Below are 17,787 nucleotides of genomic sequence, written 5' to 3'. Positions count from 1 at the left end.
GCATGGATGACCGGTTTGCGTGTCATCGACCACCACGACTGTGCCCGCATCGTCGATAACTTCCTCGCCGGCAACCGACGCGCCGACGCCACTGCATCATCCCAGGACACCTAGCCGCAGCGCGGCGCAGCTTTTTTCACGAGCACGCCTTCACGACCACATCGTGAGCTGACCAGCGGCAAGCGTCCTCATGCAGGGTCAGCGGATCGATCCGAAATCGTCGACGCTGACTCCTTGCGCACGCACCCGCGACCGCCTGACCGTGCTCTGAGCCCTATTTGTCGACCGGACCGAAGGCTGGCGCCGCCTGCCTGACCCGGGCGGCGGCCACAACGATCCCGAGAATCGGCGACCCGCCTTGACAGATGCGATACCATAAGTATCGTAGCGATACGCTCGGTGTCAAACTCTATGGAGCGTCGAAGGGGCCATTATGTTCAGCCAGACCGCGTTACCACACACCAAGCCTGTTCCTTGGTCGATCGACGTCACCCCCGTTGTCTCGGCTTTGCACCGCGGATCCCTCGCTGTAGGAGTGCTTCGCCCCACTCGGAGGTCCGGTCGAGCCGCTTCGGAAAGCTATTTCGAGATCGGCCTCATGAAGCGCGAACTATATAAATTGTGAGTGCGCGCAGGACACCGCGCGCCTCGGCCCCCGGGGGTTCGGGCGGCCCACCGACGAAGTAGTCGCCGACGCGCTGGGTGAGCAGCTAGGCGTCCTGGGATGATGCAGTGGCGTCGGCGCGTCGGTTGCCGGCGAGGAAGTTATCGACGATGCGGGCACAGTCGTGGTGGTCGATGACACGCAATCCGCTCATCCATGCGAACTGCAGCGGCCCCGAGAGTTGGCACACGGCAAGCTCGAGGTCTAACTCGTCGAGTTGGTCGTGGGCTTCGGGACTTTGCAGGATGGCCTCCAGCGGTTGGATGGCGTGGTCGACGACGCGTGCCTGCAGTGCGCTGCTGGGTGTTGGGCAGCCCTGCTCGTCGGCGGCATCGTCGGTATTAGACCGCAGCGCCAGCCAGGCCAGAGTCGTCAGGTACAGCGGCGCCTCTTTGTACAGCGTTGCTTGGCGGTACACCAGTTCGACAAGCCGGTCACGCAACGACCCCGTTGACGGCGGCTGTGTGATCGGCGGGAGGAGCCGTTCGAGGGTGGCGGCTAGCAGATCAGACGAGCAGCCGAAGTGGCGATAAAGAGTGGTGCGGGCAACCCGGGACTGTTTCGTGACCGCATCGATCGTGACGGCTTCGATACCCCCTTCACGCAGCAGATCGGCCGCCGCGTCCAGAAGGCGGGTCCGTGAGCGCACCCAGCGCGGATCGACTTCCTCATCGATATCGGCCGGCAATTGCGCGTCCACCTCAGTCATCGCAGACCACCTCACGACCGTAGTACTGACGATATCGTATCGCAACTGTCAAACCTCCATCCGGGCTTCGCTGATAGTGCTGGCTCGGGCAAACGCTGTCCAAGCCAAACCCTGGCTGGGCAATGCTCGCGCCTCTTGTCTGGCGCGGCCGCTGGCCACTGCGACGTCGGAGGAACGGGGTGCATCTTTGACCGTTTCGATACTAGGAATATCGTAGCGATACTTTACGTTCTTGTAGGTAACTCAGGTTGATCGGAGGAACGTGATGTTGAACCAGGCTTCGTTGCCGCGCACAGATCCATTGAACGACGTCGCCCAGGCTGTCGCTGCGTTGCGCCGCGGGTTGCTGACTTTAACGGGGCGCGTACACCCAACTCGTAGGTTCGCTCCAGCTCATCCCGAAGGCTATTTCGGGAGCTATTTAGAGGTCGGTCTCATGAAACGTGAACTGCATCGACTCTAACTGTCGCGGACCCGCGTGGGTCGGATCGATCACCACAGGTAGGACTCGATAACGACTGGGCGGCCATGGGCAACGCGTTTTCCATGACCAACCGAGGTGGATCTATCCCGTGGTGACATAGTCGCTGACTACACAGGACCGTGTGCGCGAGCGGTCAAGAAACCGAGCCTCGTCGGCGGCGACTCGCTCACCAGCATCTCCCGCGGTCACCGCGTCGATCCAGGATTCAAACGCCGCCCGGTCAGCGAACACCTGCTCGGTCACCACATCGAAGTCGATACCAGTCTCTCCGATGTTCAGCGCGTCACCGCGCTGCAGGTAGTGCCGTTTGTAGACCTCAGGTGGGGGCGCCAGGCTCAAGATCAGTGGCACGTGGTGATTCTCGTAATACTCGACGAACTCCTCGATGGCCATACCGTCGCGTTTGACGAGATAGCTCAGAATTTTCAACACAACGCTTCCTCCGCAAAAGGGTGGCGAGGGCTCTGCAAATTAATCTGGGGAACTCCCCACTTACGCAGAGCTACTATAACTGGGGGATTCCCCGATTAGCAAGCCGTCAGTGAGGACCGTTCGCGATGCCGCAGCCGCCGCCGACAAGCGCCGCTCGCTTCGGGCTAGACCAGCTCGTTCATCCGCCGATGCGTGCTGACGCCCGCCGCAACTACGACGCGCTCCTAGCGGCCGCCGACGAGCTGTTTACCACGCACGGCCCAGACGTCGCCTTAGACGAGATCGCCCGTCGCGCCGGGGTGGGCAACGCCACCCTCTACCGCCACTTTCCCGACCGCCGCGACCTGTTGGTCGCCGTCTGCGTGGGCGAAGTGGAAGCGCTCTGCATTCTCGGCGAAGGACTCGAAGCCGACCCTGATCCAGGCCGGGCACTCGCCCGCTGGCTGCGCGCCTATATCGAGCACGTCAGCGCCAAGCACGGCCTGGCGGCGGCGTTCGCCACCGGTCGTCGCGACGACTCCGAACTAGTCGCGGCGTGCCAGGCGGCGGTTGAAGCGATCGGCACGTCATTACTGCAGCGGGCGAAAGACGACGGCCCCGTACGCATTGACGTCAACCTCCCCGACGTCATCACCCTCGTCAACGCCATCGCCATGGCCGCCGAAACCACCGACGACCCCGCAGCAGACCGATTGCTGGCGATAGTCCTCGCCGGCATCACCCAACCAGGCAGAGGCCGAATCGATCCGCACACAAAAGCTAGACGCCGGTAGCCGGAGTCATAACCAACGCAGCGATCGACGGGTCAAGATTCGGCCGGACACAAGGGGTCACAATTCGACCGCTATTGACACGCGGCGACAATGCTGCCTGCACAAGACTTGCGGTCGCTTACCAACGTGCGAGTGGAGGCGGCCTCGCGCAATCCTACGTCGTCAAGACGGCGGATCGCTTCAGGACATCGTCTGGTGGAACAGCGCGAGGACCGGTTCCGCGGCCGTACAGCGTGTGAGGCCGCTGTGCGCATCCGTTAACGGACACCGCGAGATGTGTTGGCTCTCTTCTGTCGACGCGCCACACCGCCGGCCGGAGTGGGTCCTAACTGGCTACTCGGCGACCCTGAAGCGCGTCGAGCGTATCGAGGTCGGCACAGGCCTGGCTGATGCGCTCCAGGTTGGCCAGTGAGATCTCGTCGGGCTGATACTTGGGTTGTAGCGGGCTTCGCCCGATCGTCGCAAGCCAGGCGAACATGCCGTAGACGACCTGGCGACGATAGGCGAGGAAGAGGTCCGCCGCGCCCGGAGGCGTTCCGACGCCGCGCACTGCGAGTTCGTCACGGTAGCACTCGAGCAGCTCACGCTCCCATGCTCGGCGATCCTCAATCGCCAGGTGGCTGGTGAGGGCATACGCCAGGTCACGGGCAGGGCCACCGATGACGCACATCTGCCAGTCATAAAGTCCGAGCGAACCATCGCGGGTGAGGTACCAGTTACCCGGATGGACATCACCGTGAAGAAACGTCGTCAGCCCGCCGAATGCGCTGTGCCGCTGAGACTCCACAAGCGCCGTGTATACCTCACGCCTGCGCGCGTACACCTGTGGGGGGATGACATGACGGGCACGCTCGAAGCCCGACAGGATGCGGGCCGACGCGTCCAGAGCGCCGTCAAGCATTTGCAGGTACTGCTGCGTGTCACGCAACCAGTCGCCGAACATGTTCTCCAGCGGCGCATTCCAATAGCGGGCATGCAGAGCCGCGAGCGTGGCCACGACCTGCTGCGCCTGTGCGCGGTTTAGTCTGCGGTCGAGCGCCGTGCCGAACGTCGCGCCGCGGGTGACCGTCACGTCGTCCGTGATCAACATCAGCCGGTGGCTGACCGGATCGAACGCCGAGCACAACGTCGCGGGCGCTTCGATATCGAGCTCGGGCCGCACGACACGGTAGAAGCTGGCCTCGATCTGGGCCAGCCGCGCGCCCGCACCCACCATCCGGTTCAAGAAGCTTGGGGCCGACTTCGTGAACACCGCCTCCGGCAGCCCCCCGTCGCGGCCCGCGGCGTTGTACGACACCCGCAGCGTGCGCCTCGCCGACGTGCCGTCGTTTCGCGGTCCGAGCTCAAAGCCTGTTACCGCGGCTCCCCGAACCCGTTGGCACAGTGCGAGTGTCAACCACTCGTTGGTGAGTTTCTCAGGACTTGGCGGCACGTCCTGCAATGCCGTGATCGGACGCCTGCGCAGCCGCTCGGCCGCGACGTGATAGCCGACCTGCCCCACCAAGCGGACCGTGTGCAGTTGAGCTTTAAAATCGGGCATCAGGCCGGCCCCGGAAGCATGTAGGAGGGCGGGACGATGAACGAGTCCGGGTTGACCGACAGCCAACTCCACGGCAGGAAGTAGGCGACCGCGGCCCACACCGCACAGAAGCCAATGACCGCCAGCAGGACAATGGGGGTGCGCCACCTCGGTGACCATCGGTCGATTCCCCGTTCCACGAACGAGATGCCGTCGGGATCGTCATGTGCGGACATACGCAAGTAGGTGAATCCCGCGGCATAGATGGCGACGAAAAGGCTTTCGTAGACTGGGAACTGGAACTCGGTTCCGGCGAACAACGTGAAAGCCTCCCAGGTCCGCGGGAATGCGTACACCCGGGTCCGGATGAACAGTTGCTCGATGAGGATGTCGATCCCGAGCACCGCAACGAACGCGATGCTGAACGACCGGATGTTCGCGATGCCCCGGACCCGCCTGCGCAGCGCCAGGATGATGCGGCATTCGATTGCGGCCAGCCCGATCCCGAGGTAGAGGTACTGGGGGATGAACCAGGCCAAACCCTCGGCGTAGCGTGTCGGCCCCTGGCGTAACGGGAAGAACGCGAGCCACGAGCCCATGTTGAAGGCGTGGGCGTTCCACGCGAAGGTGTAGTGGAAGTAGTTGATCAGCGGATCGATACCCACAGCGAGCAACGAGCCGATCACGATCATGCCGTCGAGTGTCAGCCGCCGCGCCGCGATGAGCGGTTTGATCAAGAACACCCAGATGGCCCCTGCCGCGACCAGCAGGCTGACCACCTCGATCACCCGCAATACCAGCAGCGCGGCGCCGTCAAACGTGTCGGGTCCGTTGATCGGCGCCGGCTGGAACAGGGTGTCCGACGCCATCCAACGTAGCCACGCCTGGCCGATGAACACGATCCAGAGCGCACCGGCGACGGCCCACAGCGATACTGCGCCTTTGCGGTCCTGCGCCGTTTCGCGGTGCGCCTGCCCGGGTTCCGGCGCTGTTACCGCTGTTGAAGTGTGGTACATCCACCCCTCCCCTAACTCAAAGGCTGCCGTTGGGGCCTTGGTAGTGAACCAGCTCACACCCAGCCGCGTACAACCTAGCCGACGATGAACCGATATTCAAAGATGAAGTCTCATTCACGCCAGTCGTCCGTACATCTGGCGACATCTCGGCTCCACAACCGACGAGCGTCAGAGCATGCCAATCGGCCCTAAGGCGGTTGCGGGCGGCACTCGCAATGGGACGAGACGCATCGGCCGGATGCATCCGGCCGACGACCGCGCACACCGCCTGCAAGCGAATCAACAAGTACCCCAACGAGATTCGCGTTGCAGCTCTGGTGGTCACTGCACGATCGTGGCCCGGGGCGGGCCACCGGCCGGAGCGCCGACGCTCATGCTCGCACTTGTTGGGTCGCGCGCGGCAATGGTTCACCGCGGGCGTTCGGAATGCCTACCGCGTCGGCCACCAGCTTGACGACCACGCAAGCCACGGCGAAGGTAGCCGGCCTGCCCACCTGCGTTAGCACCAAGCCCACGTTGTCGACTGCCATGTCGAGCGGGGGTTGCGGCGTGAGCATGCCTTTATCTCCTCTGCCCAGAGCTGGCAGGGCTCTGATCGACTCGGTTGGTCTTGCTGTCTCGACGGGGAATGGGGACACCCGGCCCCGGGCAATCGAAATTGGTGTTCGGGCCGCACACGCCAGCGAGCCGCCAGGGTTGGTTCAGGTACGCGCCCGACATTTCCGAGTGCAGCGCATACAGCTGGTAGGGGATGTTGTAGGTCACCAGAATCGACAACTGACATATGCCGACGATCGCAAGGAAACGAAGAAAGGTCCTCAGCCGGTCACCACCGACCCGGAAAGCGTCGATTCCGCGTTCAGGCAGCGAACGGCCGCGATCGTCACGGAAGAAGTGAACGCTGGACAAGAACACGTATGTGCCGGCCCAACTGATCATCTCGTACAGCGGGAATTGGTGATCCGTTCCGGCGAAAAGGCTCAGCTGCGGGATGACGCTTCCGTAGCTGAACAGATTGGTTCTCGTGATGAAGGCTTCCAGCACGAGATCGAAGGCGCAAAACGCCAAGTATGTCAACGCAATCAATCGCAGCTTGCTGATCCCCGGGGTCCGCCGGGTCAACCAGCCCATAAATCGCGAGCCCGCCATCGCCGGGATCGCGACCAGCCAGAAATAGGCGGTACCCGCCCACATGGAGACCGGTATCAACGCGGCGTTCGGCGAACTCCACCCCGGAATGTGGCCCAGCCAGCTGCCGAAGTTGATCGAGGTGGTGCTGTAGAGGAACTGGTAGCTCGTCCAGTTGATCCACGGCTCTTGGAAGAACATCAAACCGCATCCCAGCACGAACAATCCGTCAAACGACAATCGGCCATCGCGAAGCTTCGGCCGAATCACGAAGACCCATAGGATGACAGCGGTGACGACGAGCGCGAAGACCTCCCAGCCGCGCATCAACGCCACATACCAGCCGGGCTCCTGACCGCGTCCGAGCGTGTTCGTCTTGAAGTCGCCGCTGACCACCCAGGCCGTCCAGCAATAGCAGATCAGCCCAAACCAGAGGCCGCCGTGGATCACCCACAGGGTCGCTGTGTCGCGTTGGGCGACTTGGTGATCGACCGGCGGATCGCGGTCTAGGGTTGCCACGGCGGCCTGGGCATAGGTACGCCGGGTCCCGGGCAGGTTCTCCCGTCGCTGCCCGAGGCGCACATGTCATTGATCATGTAGGACTTGTATCCGGATGGGAACGGACCCGAATGCACCGCAAACCATTGCTGCGGAACCATGTACAGCATCAAAAAGGCAAGGTGCACGGCGCCGAAGATGGCGAGAAACTTGACCAGCTGCTTGGATTTCGCGCCGACGCGGATCTTGTCGAGGCCGCGCTCCACGACGGTGTGCCCCCTGTCGTCGCGGAAGTGGCTCAGGCAGGCGATGGCGCCGAGCGCGACGCCGCCGAACAGCACGGTCTCCGACAAGGGCACCTGATAGGTGTGGCCGGCGAACAAGGTGATGGCCCGAATCGCGCCGGGATAGGCATATATTGCGCTGCGCAGCAGGACGGTCTCGATGACGGTGTCCACGATGACCAGGCCGACGAAAATGAACACCACGGATGCGGTCGCGCCGAGCTTTGGTCGACGCGCCTTGACCTTGCGCAGGATCCACAACACGAGAACGACTTGCGAGAACACCAGTGCGACGTACCCGGGGACGGTGATGAACAGCGATTCCGGCAAATAGTTCGCGTTCGGGCTGATCCAGCCCGGCCACGATCCGTTCGCCCACGCCCCGCGGTTGGCGAGATGCGAGTTGTACAAAAGGGACACCGACGTGTAGTTCATCGACATGTCCCAGAAGAAGACCATGCCGGCGCTCAACGTGAGCATGCCGTCGGTGGTCAGGTGTCCTTCGCGCCGCCAGGGCCGGACGACCCAACAGTACAAGGCCACCACCGCGGCGAGTGGCACCGCAACTTGAAGCACGGTGAAGAGCATCTGCTGGCCCGATGAGATCTGATCGGGACCGGGTGGGGTGGATTTGAAGTTGGGCCCGAACACCCATCGCGCCAGCACCACGATCTCGAAGACAAGCAGCACCGCACCGGCGGCCGCCCATGCCATTACGGGGCGCCAGGAGCGCGGCACCTCCTCATCGGCGCCGGCGCGGGGCTGCCGCTGCGCGGCCTGGCTGACCGGAAGGGTGGCGCTCATAGTCGCACGCTTCTGGTCTCGGACAGCTGGTCAACGATCCGATCGCCGGCGGCCTGACCCGCGCCCACGATCGCGGTCCATCCCTCAAAGGTCACCACTCCACGGTACCGGAGGTATGATCGCCTAATCAAGAATGATTCACTGATCATATTTAGGCTGGACTGGTGACGACCGAAACGGCGAACGGCATGTCCCGCACCGCGCGCAGGCAGGCCAAGACCAGGGCAGACTTGATCAAGGCAGCGCGCGAGATCATCGCCGAACGCGGGCTGGAGGGCCTGCGCGTCAGCGAGGTGACCCAACGCGCCGACGTGGCGTTCGGCACCTTCTACAACCAGTTCAAGACCAAAGACGACATCATCGAGGCCGTCGTCGCGGAGACCCTCGTCGGCTTGGCGAACTCGATCGCCGACTCCCCCGCATTCGCCGACCCCGCGGAGGCGCACGCCGCGTCGACGCTGGCGATCGTTCGAATTGCGTACGAAGACCCCGATCTGGCACGGTTGCTGGTAAATCTGAGCCAGGCCGAAGCACGCTTCGAGCGCATCATCCGCCCCCAGGCGGGAGCATTGCTGGAGCGCGGCGTGGCCGAGGGCGTTTTCGCCATCGATGATCTTGAGACCACGCTGACGATGTCCATGGCGGCGGCCTTCGAGGTGATCCACGGCATCCTCGACGGGCGGCTCGGCGACGGGGCCGATCTGACCTGCGCGGAAGTGCTGCTGCGAATGGCGGGCGTGCCGCCGCGGCGCGCCGCGCGGTATGTCCGTTCGGCAAGCATCGCGTCCTGAGTTCTAAAGCTCAGAGATACGACTCGATCAGCACCGTCAGCCGCTCACGTGTTTCGGCGTCGTCGGTCAGTGGACTGGCGATCGCCGACACCGCCGCCGCGCGTGGGCGCAGACCGGCCCGCACCAGGCTGGCCGTCGCGACGAGCGCACGAGTGGATGCCGTCTCCCGCAATGCGAGATCATCCAGGCGCCGGATCGCCTGGCCGAGCCGGATTATGTCGTCGAGAATCTCGGAGTCAAGCCCGCTCTCTTGGCGCACGATCTTCTTCTCCAAGTCCGGTGGTGGGAAGTCCAGATCGATGCCGACGAGGCGCTGGCGCGTCGACATCTTGAGGTCCTTGAGGACGCTCTGATAGCCGGGATTGTAGGACACGACGAGCTGAAAGCCTTCTGCCGCTTGCAGCTTGAGCCCGCCCAGTCGCTCGATGTTCAATTCGCGCCGGTGATCAGAGAGCGAGTGCACCGCGACGATCGCGTCTTGGCGGGCCTCCACAACCTCATCGAGATAGCAGATGCCGCCTTGACGCACCGCCTGTGTCAGGGGACCGTCCACCCACTCGGTATCCGAATCACGCAAGACGAAGCGGCCCAACAGATCCGACGACGTCATGTCCTCGTGGCAGCATACGGTGAACAGCGGCACCCCGAACCGGTCCGCCATGTGCTCGACGAGCCGAGTCTTACCGCAACCGGTCGGCCCCTTCAACATCACCGGAAGACCCGACCGCCAGGCCGCGTCAAACACGTCGACTTCATCACCGACGGGGAGGTAGGGACGCTTCCTCTGATCAATGTCACGCATCAAACCCCGCTGATCCATTGCCAATTCACTCATCCCCACCTCACAGGTTCACGCATATGTGTTCATGGCGTTGCGCCTGGCCGCGTGCAGCGACCGTAGGTATCCGTGGTGTTCTTCGGACAGCAGTTCGCGCCGCCGCCCGTTGCTGCGCGTCACGCTCAGCGCGTTGAGCAACAGGCCGCGCAGATGTCGCTGGATATCGTCGCATTGTCCGATCACCCTAAACGATGCGTCCGACCACACGTCCTCGAGAACGTCTGGTTCGGTCGATGACCGGATGCCGATTCCGGCAACGCCGATCCCTCGCAGCACGGCTTCCTGAATCGCCTGCCGCGCGTCGGCGCGTGCATAACGATCCTCGTAGCCGTCGTCGTAAGGCAGCCCGTCGCCAATGACTAGCAGCACCATATTCTTTGCCAGCGCCTGCGATTCCAGGACGTGCGTGGCGTGTCGGATCGCGGCGCCGATCCGGGTGAACCCGGACGGTTGAACCGATTGCAGGCGCCGCTTGGCGGCTGTGTCGAACCTCGCGTTGAAATTCTTGACCCTCAGGAACCGCACCGCGTCTTTGCCGCGTGAGTAGAACCCATATGTCCCAACCCGATCGCCCAGCCTTTCCAGCGCCACCGTGAGGTCGCCGGCCAGCCGCCGTTCCTCCTCGAACACCACTCGGCCGCCGGAGTCTTCCGCGGTCGAGCCCGAACAGTCCAGCAGGACGAGAACCGAGAGGTCGCGCTTGGTCAGCCGACCGCTCTCGTAGATGTAGGGATCCGGGTTGTCGCCGTGCCGGCGGTCGGTTTCGTAGTCCAGCAGTGCCGACAGATCCAACGAATCGCCCTCTGCCTGGCGTCGATGACGTTGGGGCTCGATTCCAACTCGAGCGAGAGGGCGCTGCAGGAAAGGCCGTGCCGCGTCCCTGTCGGGTGCGGATTCGATGTCCGCCGGATCGTATTCGGCGACCGCGCACCAGTCGGAGCGGTAGGTGCCCTTGTGGCAGTCCCACTCCGGATAACGCGTGCCGACGACTGGAGCCGGTTCAAGCACCGCGGACAGTAGCCGACCCAGTGAACCCTTCCTGGCGTTTGGTCCGACGGGCCCGAAACGTTGTTTGGCCACCGGGATTTCGACGGACCCTTCGTTCTTGTCCCGACCACTGCGGCCCATCCCGAGCAGCTTCTGGATTGCGTCCCCGAGCGGATTGGGTACTCCCGGGGCGGTCAACAGATTGACGATCTTGCTTTCGTCAGTCTCGTCCGCCGCGTCATCGTCTTGTCGAGGGTCTTCTTCTTCGAGCTGGCCGAGGCGCATCAGGTCGCGATCGGTTGGCGACGCCCGAAGGTCCTCGTTGCTGACCCGCCGCAGTCGGGAAGGCCTCAACACGCCGGCCCATACCGGGAGCGACGGGATACGCTCACGGCCCAGCGCACGATCGAACGACTCTTCGCTGCATGCCGAGACCGGCTGCAATACAGTCGATTTGATCCGGCGCATCGTTCGGCCTGGCAACGCATGATCCAGTTGCTCGGCAACACGGCCCAGTTCCAGAGCGAGGTAGCGCTGCGCCACAGCGGGACGATGCCGCGCCAGCCGCATCATCAGGTCCTTGCGCAGCGCACCACCGGCCAGCAGTGCGGCCTGCACCACGACCGCGTCACACACGTCCACCGAATCCAGGCTCGCGGCGACGAACACCGTACGCCCGTCGGTATGAGTGGCTTCGGTGTGCGTTTGTTCGACGGTTAGCGGCCGTGAGGCCACCGCGGATGCCAGGACAGCGAATCTGGTGATTGATGAAATGTCGCGCCTCGCACTACTTTCCGCGGTAGAAGGGCACCATGGTCGGCAGCGTGGTGTGAGGAGGCACGACGAGGTTGCCGTTGGGGTCGAGGTGCGCCGATCCCCCGTTGGGGTCGCGGTTGTCGTTGCGGAACTGGGGATTAGCCGGCCCCGGGCACATCTGATCGGTCCCCTCACCGCACAGACCATTGGTCAAATATGAGCGCTGCTGCAGGTCCGCCGGCCAATCGGCCATGCGCGTCGCGGTCCAGGTGTTGAGCACGTTGTAAAGGACGAAGAACAACATATTGACGAAACCGATCATCGCCAACGCTCGCAAGGCACTCTTGCGACGATCCGAGACCTTCAGCGACTCGACACCGCGATCGGCGAGCGTTTCGCCGCGGTCGTTTTTGAAGAATCGCAGGATGGCAACCGCCGCGAATGCCGAACCGGCCGTGATCATCTCGGTCAACGGGAACTTGTGGTAGGTGTTCGGGAAGATATTGAAGTGGCCGCCCGGGTACTCCCAGATCCCCAACGGCATGAACATGACGCCTTCCAACACGATGTCGAAGGCGAACATCGCGATGACACAGATTGCACCGAGCTTGACCGCGCTCAGCTGCGGCCAGCGGTTGCGTGCGGTGCGCATTACCCAAGATCCGGCGAACATCGCCACCACGAAGCAATACACATATGCCCCGGGGACGATCAGAATCGGCTCGACCAGCATCGCTCCGGGTGCGGCCTTGCCGGTCGCAAAGGGAACACTATTGACCCAGGAGCCGAAGTTGAGCGCCCAGGCGTTGTAAGTGAACCAGGTGCCGCTGTAAGCGGACAATGGATCCTGGAACCACAGCGTCGCAAACGCGATCGTCAGCGCCCCGTCCACGCTGAGTTTGCCGTCGCGTCGCCACGGCCTGACGACCATGAAGTAAAAGCAGGCCAGTATCGCCGGAATCGCGATGACCTCGAAGAACACGACTGCGACCTTCATAAAGCTCGGAACCGGGGTCGGCCCCACCGGCACGGTCTTGAACAACGGGCTCAGGACCCAGTGGGTCAGCACCGCCACCATGATCACCAGGTAGGCCGCGCCGACGGCCGCCCACCATTGCACCGGCGCCGATGTGCGGGACGCCGCGTCGACAGCCAAAGACGGGTGAGCGCGCCTCGGGTTCTCCGGCCGTATTGCCGTCTGGGTCATCTTTGACTCCTTTCGCTGCGCGGCTCCAAAAGATCAGCGGTTGTTGGTGAATCCGGCATCCATGACGTATGTCGTGCCGGTGATATAGCGGCCCGCGTCAGAGATTAGGTGCATGATCGAGTCCGTCACATCTTGCGGCTCGAGCAATCCGTTCGGCACCGGCAGCGGATTTTGCAGATTCTGCGCGATTGTCGGGAACTCCTGAACGTACCGGCCGAAGGCTTCGTTGGCGATCATCGGCGAGTTGACCCCGGTCGGGTGGACGGTGTTAACGCGAATGTTCTCTGGCGCCAGCACATTGGCCCACGCACGCATCAGGCCGACCACGGCGTGTTTGGAGGCGGTGTAACCCAGCACGCCCGGCGAGCCGTCGCCAAGTCCGCCGACCAAACCCGCGGTCGAGCTGGTGATCACGATCGACCCTCCGCGCCCGCCGGCCCGAAGGTGCGGGATTGCCGGCATCACCGTGTTGAACACACCGGTAAGCATGATGTCGATACCGGCCAGGAAGGCCTCGCGCTGCAGCCGCTGCTCGCCGGTGATAGCCATGACCCCGGCGTTCGCCAAGACTATGTCCAATCGCCCCAGTTCAGCCACGCCGTCGTCGACGACACGTTTGACCGCCTCATGATCCCGGACGTCGACCACGCTCAGCAATGCCCTACGGCCGAACTTCTCGATCAGTTTGGCCGTCTCGTCGAGATCGTCTTGGGTGGCAAGCGGGTACTCCACCGCATCATCGTTGGCGCAGATGTCGAAACCGATGATGTCGGCACCTTCCTCGGCGAGCCGGACCGCGTGCGAACGGCCCTGCCCCCGCGCCACCCCAGAGATGAAGGCGACCTTGTTGTCGACCAGTCCCATACCGTTGCTGTCCTTGTCTTTGGTCATTCCCGAACGGACGTTCTGCCGACGGGCCACGTTTTTAAGGTTCAACGTCTCATAATTGCCGATCAGTGGATTTGTGTCAATGGTCACATGCCGTCTCTGCGACGACTATCGTTGTAGAACGATCGTTTACGTTGGCACAGAAAAGCGGCGAGGAAACTGGAGCTGAGGATGCACGAAGGCCATATCGCGTCTGACACGGCGTGGTGGTACCCGACACCGGGAGAGATGGTGGACTGGTTGACATGGGCCAACGCGCTGCCCTTCTGCCAGGACATTGGGCTGGTATGCGTCGAGTTGAATCCTGCGTCGGCGACCTTTCGCATGGAACGTTCGACGCTGACCCCTAATCCCAACGGGGCCGTGCACGGCGGTATCGTCGCTGCCGCTGCCGATCAGATCATGGGCGCGCTCACCATGCGGATGAGCGCAAAGGGACTGTTGCCCGCTACCGGCTCGTTACACATTCAATTTCACTTACCCGCTCAGGCACCGTTAACTTTTCGCGCGACCGCGTTGGGCGGCGGACAGCGGACCAAGTTCGTCGAAGTGGTGGTGCAGGACCGGAACGGCAACCGCTGTGCCACGAGCCAGGGCACGATGATCGCGGGTGGCTCGGCGGGACCACCGTTGCCGAGTTCTTAATGAGACGCTAAGGTCCTAAAATGTTCCCCTCTCCCGGACAGCGAGGTAACGATGCCGCAGCGCTCGAACGCCCAGATCGTCGCCGACTTCTATAACGCGCTCAGCGGCGCCGACCCTGACGCGATAGCGGCCGCGATCGACGCCCACTTTGCCGAGGACGCCGCTATCGAGTGGCCGCCCTCGCTGCCGCACGGCGGACGCGTGGAAGGAAGCCGTCGGCTGCGTGGGCTGTTCACCGGGATCGCCAAAGCTGGTAATCAGGCCGGAGCCACCAACCTCAAGCTGGTGCGAACCATCGGCGACGGCGATCACGTGGTCGCCTGGATCACCTTCGACTGGAAAAGCCCCGGCTCCGACGACGCCGTTCCCAACTCCGCCCTGGAGGCGTGGTCGTTCGCCGCTGGGCTCGTGCACGAAATCCGGGCGTTCTATTGGGATACGGCGGCCATCACCCACCCACAGCACGCCTGACGCCGTTAGGACGCCACGAGGAGAAGCCAGATGTCACGTAGTGCAGTCATTGTCGACGCCCTTCGATCGCCGATGGCCAAGGGCAAGCCACCCAAGGACGGGCGTCCCGGCGGGGCGTTGAGCGGCGTGCATCCAGTGGAGTTGCTGGGTCAGGTAATCGGCCAGCTGATGGCGCGCAACGACGTCGACCCGGTCCGCGTCGACGACGTCATCACCGGCTGCGTGAGTCAGGTCGGCGAACAGTCCGGCCCGGTCGGGCGCTGGGCATGGCTGTCGGCGGGGCTGCCCGAGAGCGTGCCATCGGTGGCGGTGCACCGCGCCTGCGGATCCAGCCAGCAGGCCGCGGACTTCGCCGCACAAGCCGTCATTGCAGGAGCGTGCGACATCGTCGTCGCGGCCGGCGTCGAATCCATGAGCCGTATTCCGATGTTCACCGCACGCATTGGGCAGGATCCTTTCGGGCCATCGGTGAACGAACGGTACGCACCCGGGCTGGTTCCACAGGGCATCTCGGCCGAACTGGTAGCCGCGCGTTGGAAACTCGACCGCGACTCCATCGACGAGTTCGCCGCCGGATCACACTCGAACGCCGCCAGAGCCGACTTCACCGCCGAGATCGCGCCGATCACCACACCGGATGGTGCAGTCGTGGCTACCGACGAGACCGTCCGGCCGTCCACCACGGTCGAGGGACTGGCGGCGCTCAAATCTTCGTTCCAGTCCCCCGAAATGGCGGCGCGGTTCCCCGAGATCACCGACTGGCACATCACCGCGGGCAATTCATCGCAGCTTGCCGACGGTGCGGCCGCGGTATTGATCATGGGCGACGACATAGCCGAGGAGCTGGGCCTGACCCCGTGGGCGCGTTTTCATGCATTCGGGCTCGCCGCCGACGATCCAATCATGATGCTGACCGGCCCGATCCCGGCGACCGAACGGGCGCTTCGGCGATCGCGGCTTTCGCTGGCCGACATTGACCACTACGAAGTCAACGAGGCATTCGCTCCGGTACCGATGGCCTGGGCCCAGCATTTCGGTGCCGATCCGGCCCGACTCAACCCGCGCGGCGGCGCCATCGCATTGGGTCATCCGCTCGGGGCGTCCGGCGCCCGGCTGCTCACGACGATGTTGTACGCACTGGAGGCCACCGGCGGTCGCTTCGGGCTGCAGACCATGTGTGAGGCCGGCGGGATGGCCAACGCCACGATCATCGAACGGTTGTGAAACTCGCGAAAGGAACCGCAGGGCATGCAGATTGAGGGAATCACCGCGGTTGTTACCGGAGGCGCCTCCGGGCTGGGGCGCGCGACCGTCGAACGCCTGGTGAAATCCGGTGCCGCCAAAGTGATCATCGCCGACCTCCCATCCTCCGACGGCGAAACGGTCGCCAAGGATCTGGGCGACACCGTGCAGTTCATCGCCGCCGACGTCCGCAGCCCTGAGGACGTCGCCGCGGTGATGAATGCCGCCGCTGAGTCGGGGCCGCTTCGGGCGGTGGTGCATTGCGCCGGACGCGGCGGCCCGGTCCGTGTGGTCAACAACGACGGCACGCCCGGCTCGCTGGAGACCTATACCGAGATCGTTGGTCTCAACTTGATCGGATCGTTCAACGTGTTGCGCCTGGCCGCCGCCGAGATGGCCAAAAATGAACCGCTCGAGGGCGATCGCGGCGTGGCGATCCTGACGGCTTCGGTGGCTGCGTTCGAGGGCCAGATCGGTCAGATACCCTACGCGTCGTCCAAGGCCGGCATCGTCGGCATGACCATCGTTGCCGCGCGGGATCTGGCATCGAAAGCGATCCGGGTGTGTACGATCGCGCCCGGCATCTTCGATACACCGCTGCTGGCAAGGGTTTCCGAGGAGGTGCGGGCGTCACTGAAGGCCACCGTGCCGCACCCGAGCCGGCTCGGCCTGCCCGACGAGTTCGCCCGTCTGGCATTGTCGATCATCGACAACGGCATGCTCAACGGCGAAACGATTCGGCTCGACGGCGCAATCCGGATGGCGCCGCGTTGAATTCGAGCCGTCGGCGTATCTACCGCGACGATCACCATGCGTTTCGCGATAGCGCGAAGCGATTCATTGCAACCGAAGTCGCGCCGAACCTCGACGAGTGGCGCGGTGCGAATGGCATGCCGCGCAGCGTCATCGCCGCTGCCGGCGATGCTGGATTCCTCAGTGCCGCAGTACCCGAAGAGTTCGGCGGCAGCGGCACCGACGACCTCGGCTTCCTCGCCGTGTTGATCGAGGAGACAATCGCAGCCGGGGCGACCGGCCTCGCTTTGCTCTGGGCACTGCACGCCGGCGTCACGATCCCGTTGTTGCTCGAACACGCCACCGCGGAGTACAAGCAGCGGTGGCTGCCCGGGCTCGGCACAGGTCAATTGATCGCCGTTCCGGCGCCCGCCACGTTGTCCAGCGTCGCCGGCGCGCGCATCGCCGACGCGCTGCTAGTGCAGAACGACAGCGAGTGCGTAGCCCTGGTCCCGCTCGGCCAACCGAGCGTCACCATCACACCCGTCGATGACAACCTCGCCGGACGTGACGCCGGACTGGCCGATGTGACACTTGGCGACGCCGACACGACCAGCGGTCTCGGCTCCGCTACCGCCCTGCATCGCGACCTCGACCTGTGGTTTGCCGTATTGGCGCTGGCGAGCGCGCGCACTGCGACAGCGTTAGCGGTCGATTACGTGCACGCCAGAAAAATCTTCGGCCGCCCGCTGGCGGAGTTCGAAAACACCCGGTTTCGCTTGGCCGAACTCTGGGCTGAGCTGGCCAGCGTGACTGTATTCGTCGATTCCTGCGTGCACGCGCGCAGCATCGGCGCGCTCGATGTCGCCGACGCGGCGGCCGCTCGCCTGACCGCAAACAGGGTCTGTGGCCAGGCGGT

General features: G+C 63.8%; 19 protein-coding genes. 7 read left to right on the top strand and 12 right to left on the bottom strand.

Features of this window, described 5'->3' with window-relative positions; genetic code table 11:
• Window positions 1-710: 710 nt before the first annotated feature.
• Window positions 711-1,373, bottom strand: coding sequence for a TetR/AcrR family transcriptional regulator (locus tag VNW74_RS01645; RefSeq protein WP_325674864.1), 663 nt, complete (start codon window positions 1,371-1,373; stop codon window positions 711-713).
• 565 nt (window positions 1,374-1,938) lie between these two features.
• Window positions 1,939-2,289: an EthD domain-containing protein gene (locus VNW74_RS01640; protein WP_325674863.1), complete on the bottom strand. Its 351-nt coding sequence runs from the start codon at window positions 2,287-2,289 to the stop codon at window positions 1,939-1,941.
• Window positions 2,290-2,414: 125 nt separating this feature from the next.
• On the opposite strand from VNW74_RS01640, the gene VNW74_RS01635 reads away from it, so the two are divergent.
• Complete coding sequence (locus VNW74_RS01635) at window positions 2,415-3,062, top strand: helix-turn-helix domain-containing protein (protein ID WP_325674862.1); 648 nt, start codon at window positions 2,415-2,417, stop codon at window positions 3,060-3,062.
• Between the two features lie 71 nt (window positions 3,063-3,133).
• Here VNW74_RS01635 and VNW74_RS31830 read toward each other — a convergent pair whose 3' ends face one another.
• The 6 genes from VNW74_RS31830 to VNW74_RS01610 form a co-directional block, all read right to left on the bottom strand.
• Window positions 3,134-3,316 carry a CbbQ/NirQ/NorQ C-terminal domain-containing protein gene (locus VNW74_RS31830; protein ID WP_414686573.1) on the bottom strand — a complete coding sequence of 61 codons (183 nt, stop codon included), beginning with the start codon at window positions 3,314-3,316 and terminating at the stop codon, window positions 3,134-3,136.
• A gap of 71 nt (window positions 3,317-3,387) precedes the next feature.
• Window positions 3,388-4,602 carry a phosphotransferase gene (locus VNW74_RS01630; RefSeq protein ID WP_325674861.1) on the bottom strand — a complete coding sequence of 405 codons (1,215 nt, stop codon included), beginning with the start codon at window positions 4,600-4,602 and terminating at the stop codon, window positions 3,388-3,390.
• Complete coding sequence (locus tag VNW74_RS01625) at window positions 4,602-5,597, bottom strand: spirocyclase AveC family protein (protein WP_325674860.1); 996 nt, start codon at window positions 5,595-5,597, stop codon at window positions 4,602-4,604. Before VNW74_RS01625 ends, VNW74_RS01630 begins: the two co-directional genes overlap by 1 nt.
• 371 nt (window positions 5,598-5,968) lie before the next feature.
• The gene (locus VNW74_RS01620; protein ID WP_325674859.1) at window positions 5,969-6,154 is read right to left on the bottom strand and encodes a hypothetical protein; all 186 of its coding nucleotides are present in this window, start codon (window positions 6,152-6,154) and stop codon (window positions 5,969-5,971) included.
• 4 nt (window positions 6,155-6,158) lie between these two features.
• Window positions 6,159-7,244: a spirocyclase AveC family protein gene (locus VNW74_RS01615; protein WP_325674858.1), complete on the bottom strand. Its 1,086-nt coding sequence runs from the start codon at window positions 7,242-7,244 to the stop codon at window positions 6,159-6,161.
• Complete coding sequence (locus tag VNW74_RS01610; protein ID WP_325674857.1) at window positions 7,232-8,311, bottom strand: spirocyclase AveC family protein; 1,080 nt, start codon at window positions 8,309-8,311, stop codon at window positions 7,232-7,234. The genes VNW74_RS01615 and VNW74_RS01610 overlap by 13 nt, the downstream gene beginning before the upstream one ends.
• A gap of 164 nt (window positions 8,312-8,475) precedes the next feature.
• Here VNW74_RS01610 and VNW74_RS01605 point away from each other — a divergent pair, with 164 nt between their 5' ends.
• Window positions 8,476-9,102: a helix-turn-helix domain-containing protein gene (locus tag VNW74_RS01605; RefSeq protein WP_325674856.1), complete on the top strand. Its 627-nt coding sequence runs from the start codon at window positions 8,476-8,478 to the stop codon at window positions 9,100-9,102.
• A 10-nt stretch (window positions 9,103-9,112) separates the two neighbouring features.
• Here the strand turns inward: VNW74_RS01605 and VNW74_RS01600 are convergent, their stop codons facing one another.
• The 4 genes from VNW74_RS01600 to VNW74_RS01585 are packed head-to-tail and all read right to left on the bottom strand — an operon-like array spanning window position 9,113 to window position 13,754.
• Window positions 9,113-9,904 carry a CbbQ/NirQ/NorQ/GpvN family protein gene (locus VNW74_RS01600; protein ID WP_325674866.1) on the bottom strand — a complete coding sequence of 264 codons (792 nt, stop codon included), beginning with the start codon at window positions 9,902-9,904 and terminating at the stop codon, window positions 9,113-9,115.
• A 48-nt stretch (window positions 9,905-9,952) separates the two neighbouring features.
• The gene (locus VNW74_RS01595) at window positions 9,953-11,662 is read right to left on the bottom strand and encodes a nitric oxide reductase activation protein NorD (protein ID WP_325674855.1); all 1,710 of its coding nucleotides are present in this window, start codon (window positions 11,660-11,662) and stop codon (window positions 9,953-9,955) included.
• A gap of 52 nt (window positions 11,663-11,714) precedes the next feature.
• On the bottom strand, window positions 11,715-12,890 hold the full coding sequence (locus VNW74_RS01590; protein WP_325674854.1) for a spirocyclase AveC family protein: 1,176 nt from the start codon (window positions 12,888-12,890) through the stop codon (window positions 11,715-11,717).
• A gap of 33 nt (window positions 12,891-12,923) precedes the next feature.
• Window positions 12,924-13,754, bottom strand: a complete 831-nt coding sequence (locus tag VNW74_RS01585; RefSeq protein ID WP_325674865.1) for a mycofactocin-coupled SDR family oxidoreductase — start codon at window positions 13,752-13,754, stop codon at window positions 12,924-12,926.
• Between the two features lie 195 nt (window positions 13,755-13,949).
• Here VNW74_RS01585 and VNW74_RS01580 point away from each other — a divergent pair, with 195 nt between their 5' ends.
• The 5 genes from VNW74_RS01580 to VNW74_RS01560 all read left to right on the top strand — a co-directional run.
• Window positions 13,950-14,423, top strand: a complete 474-nt coding sequence (locus tag VNW74_RS01580) for a PaaI family thioesterase (RefSeq protein WP_325674853.1) — start codon at window positions 13,950-13,952, stop codon at window positions 14,421-14,423.
• Between the two features lie 51 nt (window positions 14,424-14,474).
• Window positions 14,475-14,894, top strand: a complete 420-nt coding sequence (locus VNW74_RS01575; RefSeq protein ID WP_325674852.1) for a nuclear transport factor 2 family protein — start codon at window positions 14,475-14,477, stop codon at window positions 14,892-14,894.
• Window positions 14,895-14,924: 30 nt separating this feature from the next.
• Complete coding sequence (locus VNW74_RS01570; RefSeq protein ID WP_325674851.1) at window positions 14,925-16,118, top strand: thiolase family protein; 1,194 nt, start codon at window positions 14,925-14,927, stop codon at window positions 16,116-16,118.
• A gap of 24 nt (window positions 16,119-16,142) precedes the next feature.
• Window positions 16,143-16,910, top strand: coding sequence for an SDR family NAD(P)-dependent oxidoreductase (locus VNW74_RS01565; protein WP_325674850.1), 768 nt, complete (start codon window positions 16,143-16,145; stop codon window positions 16,908-16,910).
• Window positions 16,907-17,787, top strand: an 881-nt coding sequence (locus VNW74_RS01560) for an acyl-CoA dehydrogenase family protein (RefSeq protein WP_325674849.1), incomplete at its 3' end; no start/stop codon positions are given. The genes VNW74_RS01565 and VNW74_RS01560, both read left to right, overlap by 4 nt.

Source organism: Mycobacterium sp., from assembly GCF_035570115.1.
Taxonomy (GTDB): domain Bacteria; phylum Actinomycetota; class Actinomycetes; order Mycobacteriales; family Mycobacteriaceae; genus Mycobacterium.
This window is presented reverse-complemented; position numbering and strand designations above follow the sequence as displayed.